This window comes from Acinetobacter sp. IK31, from assembly GCF_035615195.1.
Classification (GTDB): domain Bacteria; phylum Pseudomonadota; class Gammaproteobacteria; order Pseudomonadales; family Moraxellaceae; genus Acinetobacter; species Acinetobacter calcoaceticus_C.
This window is the reverse complement of sequence record NZ_JANBOB010000012.1, coordinates 79,601-90,482: the sequence shown is the minus strand read 5'-3', so window position 1 is coordinate 90,482 and position 10,882 is coordinate 79,601. Positions and strand designations below refer to the sequence as shown.

Genomic DNA, 10,882 nt, shown 5'->3' with positions numbered 1-10,882 from the left:
CTGTAGCGGATCGCTTCGTTGGAAGTTGGTTAGCAGGTAAAGGAGCATGTATTAACGGCTCTGCTCTAAAAATGAATGTGATTAAGGTGTCAGATAACAGTGTGCGTTTCACTAGCGAAACGGTACGCTATGAAAATGAAGAAAACTGTACAGGTAACATTGTGGCGAGCTATCGCCAAGCTGAAGATTTTAGTCTAGTTTCAAATATTGGAGCCCCACAAGCTGTACAAACTTCAAGTTACAACAAAGTAGATTGGCAACTTGTAGTAGCTGGAAAACTAAATCAAAAACAACCAGCTATTTTGGGCTTTAAAAATGCAAATCAGTTCTGTTTAATACCTACAGATGAACCTAGTGCGATTCATAATTATCTACAGCAAGCAAACTTTGATCTCATAAATACATGCTTTACAAAAACAACTCCACCAGCAAGTATGCAAAAGCCAACCCAAGTACTCGCAACAGCAAGTTATAGACTTGCAGATAACAAAGAATCTTGGGCAGATGTATTAAATCAACTTAATGATCAAGGGCGCCAAGGCTATGCCCTTCTTACGCCATCAGTCAGTTTAGATAACCCTGACGGTAGCTTTGCGCTGTATAAAAATCTGTATGTAAAAAACAACAAATCCACTGACACATATACCTATAAAACGGTTGATGTAAAAACCACTTCAGTAGCTAACCGTTATTTACTATGGGTCAGTGAATTAAATAAACAAGGTAGCTTAGGCTATATATATAAACTCTCATTTGGAGAAGTAGCATCAAATACAAACAAATATTTATTTGTAAAAAATGATAAAAAACCAGCAACCTACGCCTACTCCAACCGATTCTTAACAAATACATCTCGGACTAGTATCTTAAATGCCTTCAATGAACTTGGAGCTCAAGGGTGCAAATTACTCTACGCAAACTCGACATTTACCAATAACGGTACAACAAATGGCACATTCTATGTTCCAACATGTGTAAATAGTAGTACACATAACGGGACCTATGCTTATCGTTTTTTCGAAGTTCCAAAACATATTCCATTTAACAAAGATGATGCAATAAAACTTGAAAAACTTCTAAAAGAACAAGCAACCGAAGGCTATAGACTTGTCGATGCAAGTAATAATATTGGCTTCTTTAATGTTGATGGTTATTTATTTGAACGTGACAGTGAAAATACAGGGCCTATTGAATATAAAGTATTTATTGAAGATGCAGCATCTCAATTAGATGAGCCTTATATCGTTGAAAACCGTATTCAAGATCAAGGTAAGTTAGGATGGTTCTTTGCGGTTAAACTTGGATCGGTCTATACCAACTCACCGACTAACTATGATTTAGCAAGTGGGGTTATTTTCCCTAAATAAGAAATCCAAAAACAAATAAGGCCACAATGATGGCCTTATTTTTATTTTAAAAATTTAACTAATTATCCTAGATTTTTGAAACCTTGCTGACGCCATGCTTCATAAACAATCACAGCCGTTGCATTCGATAAATTTAAACTTCTTGAATTTTCAGCCATTGGTAAACGAATCCACTGCTCTTGTGGAAACATTAAGCGAACATGCTCAGGCAAACCACGTGTTTCTGGCCCCATCAATAAAGCCACAGGTCGGTTTAAATCAACCGTGTGAGGAGTTGCAGAACCTTTAGTGGTTAAAGGAAAAACATGCTCAACACCTTTAGCTTTTAAATCTGCAAGACACAATTCAATATTGTCCCAAATCTGCATACGTGCCCATTCATGATAATCAAGGCCTGCACGCTTAAGCTTTTTATCATCTAGCTCGAAACCCAAGGGTTTAACTAAATGTAACTGTGCACCCGTATTAGCACATAAACGAATGATATTGCCTGTATTGGCAGGAATTTCAGGCTCGTAAAGGACAACATGAATCACAAATTTTCTCGACTTTAATAACAAACAATAAATTCAGATGAACTTATTGCCATTTTAACTGTTCACGTAAACTCACTACTTCACCAATAATGGTTAAAGTCGGCGCTACGATATGATGTTCAGACACTTTAGTCGCAATATCGGCTAATGTTCCAACGATAACTTTCTGTTCTGGTGTAGTTCCTTTAGAGATTAAAGCCACTGGCATGTCTGCACGCTGACCATGAGCAATAAGTTGCTCACAAATACGTTCCAATCCAACCAATCCCATATATAAAACTAAAGTTTGATTTTCATAAACCAGTTCATTCCAAGGTAGTTCAGGAGAACCTTCCTTTAAATGTCCAGTTAAAAAACGAACACTTTGTGCATAGTCTCGGTGTGTAAGTGGAATCCCCGCATAAGCCGAACAGCCTGATGCTGCAGTAATACCTGGTACTACTTGGAAAGTGACATTTGCTTCAACTAACTCTTGAATCTCTTCGCCACCACGGCCAAAGATAAAGGGATCACCACCTTTCAAACGACAAACGCGTTTTCCCTGTTGAGCATATTCAACCAGTAGAGCATTAATACCGTCTTGGGGAACCGAGTGGTTTGAACGGGCTTTACCAACATAAATTTTAGTGGCATCACGGCGACAAAGCTCTAAGATGGGTTCAGACACCAAACGGTCATAAATCACAACATCTGCTTGTTGCATAAGACGTAGTGCTTTTAATGTCAGTAGCTCAGGATCACCCGGTCCAGCACCTACCAAATAAACCTCGCCTTTAGGCGCTGTCCACTCTGTTAAGGCTTGCTGAATCAAATCATTTGCTACATCTAGATTGTCATTAAAAACTTGTTCTTTTAATGGACTAGCATATAGATTTTCCCAAAAGATTCGGCGCTCATCGGGGTTAGTAATCTTTTCTTTTACCTGCTTACGCCATTGACCTGAAAATTCAGCCAACTTACCCATACCATGTGGAACTATTGTTTCTATTTGAGTACGAAGTTGTCTAGATAAGACTGGCGATGCACCATTTGAGGCAACAGAAATGATCAATGGAGAACGGTCAATAATCGCTGGAACCATAAAACGGCAGTGCGGAATATCATCGACACTATTAACCAGCAAATTACGCACTTCACATTGTTCAAAAACGGCTTTGTTCACTTGCGCATCATTAGTCGCAGCAATCACTAAGCGATAAGGTGTATTTAATATTTTTTCGACAAAGGTCTCAGCAAAATACCGTCCTCCAGTCGCCTGAATCAACGGTAAAAGCTGATCTTCAATTGCTGGAGCAATAATATCAATTACTGCTCCAGCTTTGGCTAAAAGATTTGCTTTGCGCAAAGCAATATGCCCACCACCCACAATCAGACAACGTTGCTGTTGCAACTTTAAAGAGATTGGAAAAATATCCACCTTAAACCTCTACATTAATTATCTGATTTTGGTTAAGCAAAAACCGTGCACAATTTAGATGCAAAGCTTAATCAATAAATGTTAAACCACCCATATATGGGCGTAATACTTCTGGAATCTCGATAGAACCATCTTCACGTTGGTAATTTTCCATCACGGCAAGCAAAGTACGGCCAACGGCAAGACCTGAACCATTTAGAGTGTGCACCAATTCGGTCTTCTTTTGATCCATTCTGTAGCGTGCTTTCATACGGCGTGCTTGAAAATCGCCCATATTAGAGCAGCTTGAGATTTCACGGTAAGTATTTTGGCTTGGAACCCAAACTTCTAAATCGTAAGTTTTAGTCGCGCCGAACCCCATATCACCACCACAGAGCAAAATTTTGCGGTATGGCAAACCAAGTGCCTGCAAAATGCCCTCTGCATGTGCAGTAAGGTCTTCAAGTGCCTGCATAGAAGTTTCAGGTTTAACGATTTGCACCATTTCAACCTTGTCAAACTGGTGCTGACGAATTAAACCACGCGTATCACGGCCATAAGATCCTGCTTCACTACGGAAACATGGTGTATGCGCAGCGTATTTTAATGGCAAGCGATCTGCATCAATAATTTCATCACGAACGAAGTTAGTAACTGGAACTTCTGCTGTAGGGATGAGGTAATATTCTTTTTCGCCTTGAAGTTTAAATAAATCTTCTTCAAATTTTGGTAACTGACCCGTACCACGCAGTGAATCAGCATTTACCAAATAAGGCACATAAGCCTCTGTATAGCCATTCTTTAAAGTATGGGTATCAAGCATGAACTGCGTTAAAGCACGTTGTAGACGCGCTAAAGAGCCCTTCAACACGCTAAAACGTGAACCGGTCAATTTAGTTGCAGTTTCAAACTCGAGTCCACCCATCCACTCGCCTAAATCGGTATGATCTTTGATTTCAAAATCAAACTGACGAGGTGTACCCCATTTTGAGATTTCAACGTTATCATCTTCATTTTTACCAGCAGGAACAGATTCATCTGGTAAGTTAGGGATGCTAAGCGCTTTTTGCTCAATTTCATTTTGTAGCTCTGACAAAGCAACTTCAGCAGCTTTGATTTCATCACCAATCGCTTGCATACGCGCCATGGTTTCAGAAGCATCACCACCGGATTTTTTAATCTGACCCACTTGTTTTGCACCGGCATTCCGTTCTGCCTGCAATTTTTCAGTTTTTGATTGCAAGTCTTTACGGCGAGTTTCTAAAGAAGCCCATTCTTGAACATCTAATTGAACAACACGTTTTGCCAAAGCCGCATTAACGGCTTCAATATTATTTCTGAGTAACTTAGGGTCGATCATAATCAATCATAATATGGGTAAAAAACTGGCTATAGTGTAAGGCCTTCACACTAAAAAATATAGTGATCATCTTCATAACGAATAGCTTTCACACAATTGTTAGAAGAGATCACCTATTTTACAAGTTATAGTTTGGCACACTTGGCAAATACTCAGGTTTAATGAACTTAGCCGCTTCAGAATATGGCAATGTTAATTCACTCATCCCTTCGGCATAAGAAGCCAATTCATAGATCGGATAGACAAAAACAATACCATTTGCACCATAGTAAAAATTATCACTGAGTTGCAGCTTTTCACGGGTGATATTGTGCTCTTGAAGCCAATTTGTATTCGTATCAAAAAGTGCATCAACTAATTTTTTTTCAACATCTGGCTGAATGAGTTCGGCAACAGTAATGTGCTTTTTATTTAATAAATCAAAATTCACAAATTCTTGATGAGACATTCCATGTGCTGCACCAGCTGAGTACGAATAAGTCTGTAATGCAAAAGTTGCAAGGTTATAATTTTGCCCTAAATAACGGACATAAATTGCACTTTGACTCGAACGAGGCTCACCCTCAGGTACATCGACTGGCTGATCAGCTAAATTTGCAAAAGCATTCGGATCTGCTTTCTTTATACGATTAGTAAAGTAATCATTAATCCACTTTTGGTTGGTTTGTACTGTTTGAAAATCATACTCTGTACAACCATCTTCTAAACAAACTTTTGATTTCGGCAATTTTACTGGGATTACTTTTGCCTGAATTACAGGAACACCAACCTCTTTTGTTTCTTTAACTTTTGCAGTCGAAGCGGCTTGCTCCTCTTTAGCTGCCGATTTCGGTTGGCAACCGCTCACAATTGCCATTGCAGCCATTAATGGAAGAATACAAATAATTTTTTTATCGTAAAGTCGCATAATAATCCCCATGAATTTACCCCTATCACTATACAAAGTGTAAGAATAAGACGGGGTTAAAAAATGTATCTATTTCTCTTATATAAAAAAGCTACCGTGAAAGGTAGCTTTTTTATAAGGATTAATTATTGGTCAATAACATCTGTGCCTTTTGGTGGCGTAAAGTTAAAGACGGATGCTGGAATTGAAGCATTTACTTTCACATTTTTGAAACGCACATAGGTGGTTTGACCTAGTGAGTCTTGCAATACCATAAGTGTTGGCGCTTTATTTGATCCAAAACTAATCGTTAAGCTTTGGAAAGCACCATCTTCTTTTTTAGGAAATAATGTGAAATAGAGTTTTGATTTATCTGGCTGTGTTACACGATAAGACTTCATGATTTGATTGGTGTTACCAGAGAGCAATAACGCTGGCGTATCTGCAACCTGATCATCTAAGCTTTGGCGTACAGCTTGCTGTAAATCTGGATCATAAATCCAAACTGTTTTTCCGCTCGTTACAATCGTTTGTTTAGACGGACTCACAGTTTCCCAATAAAACTTCCCCGGACGTTCAACTTTCATTAAGCCTTTAAATGTCTGGTTCATATGCTGTGCACTTAAACTCTTTTTCTGTGCCACAGTTTTTGTATTGGCTTTAGTGGTTTGTTCAAAATCGGCAGTCAAACGCTGTAATCCTGATAACTGATTAACCAGGTTCCCAATTGCCTGTTGCTCCGGTGCTGCTACAGGCGCAGCAAACACTGTAGTACTCATTACAGGAGCAAGCACTGACGCGCTGAGTGTAATAGCACACATAGTTTTACGAAGCATATTCATGTCATCACCTTTTTAGTTGCTGTAAGACAACTGGCCATCTTTCAAAGTTATGAAAAATTAGCAAGCTCTTAATTCAAGACTCATATTAACCGACAAACTCTATGCTAATCATTGAGAAAATAAGATATTTTGTTATGTTATTCATGTTGTTTGTAGAATTTCATTCATCATGATGAAGATAAACCAGATTAGATTCCATAAAAAAAGCCCACAAAATGTGGGCTTTTTTTGAAGCTAAAACTTAAACAGTTTCAACTTTTACGTAGCGACGGCCAAATTGACCTTTCACTTCGAATTTTACTACGCCGTCAGCAGTAGCAAATAAAGTATGGTCACGGCCCATACCAACATTTGCACCAGCGTGGAACTCTGTACCACGTTGACGAACGATGATGTTACCAGCAGTTACAGCTTGACCGCCGTAAATTTTAACACCTAACATTTTTGGGTTTGAATCACGACCGTTCTTCGTCGATCCACCGGCTTTTTTAGTTGCCATGTCTCTTACTCCTCGTGATTAGCCTGAAATACCAGTAATTTTCAACTCAGTGAACCATTGACGGTGACCTTGTTGTTTACGGTAGTGTTTACGACGACGCATTTTGATAATGCGGATTTTGTCGTGACGACCATGACCAACCACTTCTGCAGTTACTTTAGCGCCAGCTACAACTGGAGCACCGATTTGAATGCTGTCACCGTTTACAACCATTAATACATCATCAAATGTAATAGTCGCGCCAGATTCAGCTTTCAATAATTCAACTTTAAGGGTTTCACCCTCAACTACACGGTGCTGTTTACCACCGCTTTGGATTACTGCGTACATAATGTACTCCAATCAGCCCGTGTCGTCGTGTCGATAAAGGGATATACCGAGCTTAAAACGAACGCCACTGGGATCATATAAGGCGACAGATTTTAAGTGAAATTTGATCAAACGACAAGTATTTTCTATTTATCAGTGACGCCTATTCCCCTATTTTTACAAAATCGACAAGCAGCTTAGATTGGAATTTATCAGTTTTCATTGATTCTGAATGAAAATTAAAATACAGTTCCAGACACAAATTGCGACAAGAACAAGTTGTATTAATGCTGATGTCATTAAATTTATTGTTTTGCCGGAAATATAATGTTTTGCTTAAATAAAGAACAAAGAACGCATAAAGACAATAGAAATGATTAATATCAGCCACTTGTTCACCTGTGCAACACATCTTTAATTGATACACTAACGCGACTTATCTACCAATACGGGGTTTTTCTTCATATGGTCATCGATTTCAAGCAAGATATTCTTGCGCCTGTTGCCTCAGACTTTGCTGCGATGGATCACTTGATTAATGAAGGAATTAGCTCAAAAGTCGGTTTAGTCATGTCTGTCAGCAAACATGTTGTTGAAGCTGGCGGAAAACGTATGCGCCCAATCATGTGCTTACTCGCTGCTCGTGCATGTGGTTTAGATAATATGGCAAACGCACAGCGTCTGGCCGCCATCATTGAAATGTTGCATACCGCGACATTAGTCCATGATGATGTGGTAGATGAATCTGGGCTTCGTCGTGGTCGACCTACAGCAAATGCGACATGGAACAATCAGACAGCTGTATTAGTCGGTGACTTCCTCATTGCCCGTGCTTTCGATTTACTAGTCGATTTAAATAACATGACTTTATTGAAAGATTTTTCAACAGGTACATGTGAAATTGCTGAAGGTGAAGTATTACAACTTCAATCGCAACATCAACCCGATACAACAGAAGAAACTTATTTAAAAATTATTCATGGTAAAACTTCTCGTCTGTTTGAACTCGCTACAGAAGGCGCTGCTATTTTAGCTGGACAAGAAGCGTATCGTGAACCATTGAGATTATTTGCCGGTCATTTTGGTAATGCATTCCAAATTATTGATGATATTTTAGACTACACTTCAGATGCTGAAACATTAGGTAAAAATATTGGTGATGATTTAATGGAAGGTAAGCCAACTTTACCGTTAATTTCTGCATTAGCCCATTCAACTGGTGAAGAACATGCGATTATTCGTCGCAGTATTGCAACTGGTGGTGTGGACCAATTACCTCAGGTTATTGAAATTGTACAGAAGTCTGGTGCTTTAGATTATTGCCACCAACGTGCCCAAGAAGAAACAGAAGCAGCACTGCAAGCTTTATCAAACCTTCCCGATACACCATATCGTCAGGCTTTGATTAACTTAACTCAGCTTGCGTTACATCGAATACAATAGATATTATTTTGCCTATGCATATAAATTTTTCAGATCATTTTTTAAAAATACAGAAACAGCTTGAAGATACTCAAGCTGTTATTGATGAAAATTCACTCATTGAATTAGTCAATGCCATTCGTCCATCCGATCCTCATGATACGATTGAGATCAAGCAAAAAGTACAGGCTTTCATTGAAAGTCTATTACGTACACCTACAGCTCCCCTCCTACTACAAACTTTTTTATTACGTTTGATTAATCGCTATAAGCAAGTAAGTTTATATGCAGATAGTGGAATTTTATCTTTAGATGGTTTCTGGAACCAACTGGGACAAAGACTCGGAGCACATTTTTTACCGTTAATCGAAGATGCAAGCCAACTCAAAATATTAATTGGTAGAATTTTCTATTTAGAAAGTGACAAAATCTGGCTCAATAATATTGATGATGAAGATTGGGCAAACTTATTTAGTCTTATTGGACAAAGCCAAAGTAATGTAGACGAAAAGCTTGTCATTCAAAATGAAATGATTAAAGCAATCACCGTCTTAACTTATCGAATTAGTGGAATTGGCCTTTATCCTGAATTTATTAATGCTCAACCCGAATTAACTGAATATGAATCACCATTTTTAGTTCAGAACCGTGAAATTATTGAGTTTATCGAAAAGTACAAAAAACAAGAACTTTCTGAACATGAAATTGCGGTTATTTCTCCTCCCGATGCATCACAAGCATTTGTGATGTTGGAACAATGCCGGGATGTTGTTTTAAAGATTCGTCGTGCCACAAAAAGAATCGGTGTCAGCTTAAGCTTAACTTATTTATTGTCGTTACTTGAGCAGTGCCTCGACCGAATTGAATTACTGCTTTATTTGGTTGTAGATAACAGTAAAGGAAAATATGTCTCTTTAGGACATCTTATTTCCGATTTAACCAAGGCGCACTACAGTGAAAAAAGTGTTCGCTCTTTACTCAGTACAACAAGTGAACTTATTGCCTTTCAAGTGACTGAAAATGCCAGCCGAACAGGCGAACATTATGTAAGTACCGATACAAAAGGTTTCTGGGGCATGTATAAAGCTGCCGCTGGAGCGGGCGTTATTATCGCCTGTATGGCATCTTTAAAAATTCTTGCAGCAAGAATGACTATGGCTCCACTCATGCAAGCCTTTACTTTCAGTATGAATTATTCTCTAGGGTTCATACTAATTCATGTTCTGCACTTCACAGTTGCAACCAAACAACCCGCGATGACTGCTGCGGCTCTTGCTGCAACAGTACAACAGCGTAAAGGCTCTAAAACAACTCAAATTGCAGAGCTAGCAGCTCTTATTATTAATATTATTCGAACACAATTCATTGCTATTTTAGGCAACATTTCAATTGCGATTCCTACTGCTGCACTCATTACTTTTGCTTGGCAGTTCTATCTTGATGAGCCTTTATTAACTCATACTAAAGCGACTTATTTGTTGCACAGCTTAAATCCCTTCACCTCTTTGGCAGTTCCACATGCTGCCGTAGCCGGAGTTTGCTTATTTTTGTCAGGTCTCATTGCGGGATACTTCGACAACATGGCTGTTTATCGGAAAGTCGGTCCACGCCTAAGAGCACATCACCGCTTAGCAAACTGGTTTGGGCAAGATCGCTTAAACCGTTTTGCTGAATATATTGAGCGTAACTTAGGAGCCTTAGCGGGTAACTTCTTATTCGGGATTATGTTAGGAAGTATGGGCACCATAGGCTTTATTTTAGGTTTACCTTTAGATATTCGCCATATTGCCTTTGCATCAGCTAACTTTATTCAAGGTTTAATGACCATTAACGGTAGCCCAGATATCGGACTGATTATTGTGTCCTTCCTAGGTGTGTTATGTATTGGCCTCACTAACTTATTCGTTAGTTTCACCTTAACTATTATTGTGGCACTACGGGCACGTCGAGTTCGCTTCGAACAATGGAAACCTTTAGCTAAACTGGTAATGACCCATTTTCTGACTCGTCCAAGCGATTTTTTCTGGCCACCAAAACAACCTCTAGAACTTGAAGAAAATACCACTACAAATAGTGGAAAAAAGACAGAACACTAACAATTTTGCTTTGTACACAAAATGTGAATTCCGTCAATTTTGTTGTGATTGTTTTTCCAAATGTTAAAAATTTTTCAAAATGAATTTACGATGATCTATCAGGCTTGAAAAAAAGTGTACTGGCAAGTACACTTTTAACGGCTTTCAGTAGTGGACACTGCTTGAATAA

The 10,882-nt window shown here is 38.7% G+C and carries 10 protein-coding genes; 3 read left to right on the top strand and 7 right to left on the bottom strand.

Annotated elements, in window-relative coordinates:
- A partial coding sequence (locus MSG66_RS07705; RefSeq protein WP_324653399.1) for a PT dipeptide repeat lipoprotein occupies positions 1–1,367 on the top strand: 1,367 nt, incomplete at its 5' end.
- A 62-nt stretch (positions 1,368–1,429) separates the two neighbouring features.
- On the opposite strand, the gene MSG66_RS07700 is transcribed toward MSG66_RS07705, so the two are convergent.
- The 7 genes from MSG66_RS07700 to rplU all read right to left on the bottom strand — a co-directional run bounded on the left by MSG66_RS07700 (position 1,430) and on the right by rplU (position 7,216).
- Positions 1,430–1,903, bottom strand: a complete 474-nt coding sequence (locus tag MSG66_RS07700) for a tRNA (cytidine(34)-2'-O)-methyltransferase (RefSeq protein ID WP_002116042.1) — start codon at positions 1,901–1,903, stop codon at positions 1,430–1,432.
- Positions 1,904–1,946: 43 nt separating this feature from the next.
- Positions 1,947–3,320 (bottom strand): siroheme synthase CysG, encoded by a 1,374-nt coding sequence (cysG, locus tag MSG66_RS07695; protein WP_133972041.1) that lies wholly within the window; start codon positions 3,318–3,320, stop codon positions 1,947–1,949.
- A gap of 67 nt (positions 3,321–3,387) precedes the next feature.
- Positions 3,388–4,659, bottom strand: coding sequence for a serine--tRNA ligase (serS, locus tag MSG66_RS07690; protein WP_324653396.1), 1,272 nt, complete (start codon positions 4,657–4,659; stop codon positions 3,388–3,390).
- Positions 4,660–4,777: 118 nt separating this feature from the next.
- The gene (locus tag MSG66_RS07685; protein ID WP_324653394.1) at positions 4,778–5,578 is read right to left on the bottom strand and encodes an RsiV family protein; all 801 of its coding nucleotides are present in this window, start codon (positions 5,576–5,578) and stop codon (positions 4,778–4,780) included.
- Positions 5,579–5,691: 113 nt separating this feature from the next.
- The gene (lolA, locus tag MSG66_RS07680) at positions 5,692–6,387 is read right to left on the bottom strand and encodes an outer membrane lipoprotein chaperone LolA (protein ID WP_324653392.1); all 696 of its coding nucleotides are present in this window, start codon (positions 6,385–6,387) and stop codon (positions 5,692–5,694) included.
- Between the two features lie 241 nt (positions 6,388–6,628).
- Positions 6,629–6,886, bottom strand: a complete 258-nt coding sequence (gene rpmA / locus MSG66_RS07675; RefSeq protein ID WP_003655414.1) for a 50S ribosomal protein L27 — start codon at positions 6,884–6,886, stop codon at positions 6,629–6,631.
- A gap of 18 nt (positions 6,887–6,904) precedes the next feature.
- Positions 6,905–7,216: a 50S ribosomal protein L21 gene (rplU, locus tag MSG66_RS07670; RefSeq protein ID WP_004639133.1), complete on the bottom strand. Its 312-nt coding sequence runs from the start codon at positions 7,214–7,216 to the stop codon at positions 6,905–6,907.
- A 444-nt stretch (positions 7,217–7,660) separates the two neighbouring features.
- On the opposite strand from rplU, the gene sdsA reads away from it, so the two are divergent.
- Positions 7,661–8,638, top strand: coding sequence for an All-trans-nonaprenyl-diphosphate synthase (gene sdsA, locus MSG66_RS07665; protein ID WP_016143332.1), 978 nt, complete (start codon positions 7,661–7,663; stop codon positions 8,636–8,638).
- A gap of 14 nt (positions 8,639–8,652) precedes the next feature.
- Positions 8,653–10,713, top strand: coding sequence for a site-specific recombinase (locus MSG66_RS07660; RefSeq protein ID WP_324653387.1), 2,061 nt, complete (start codon positions 8,653–8,655; stop codon positions 10,711–10,713).
- The last annotated feature ends 169 nt before the right edge of the window (positions 10,714–10,882 follow it).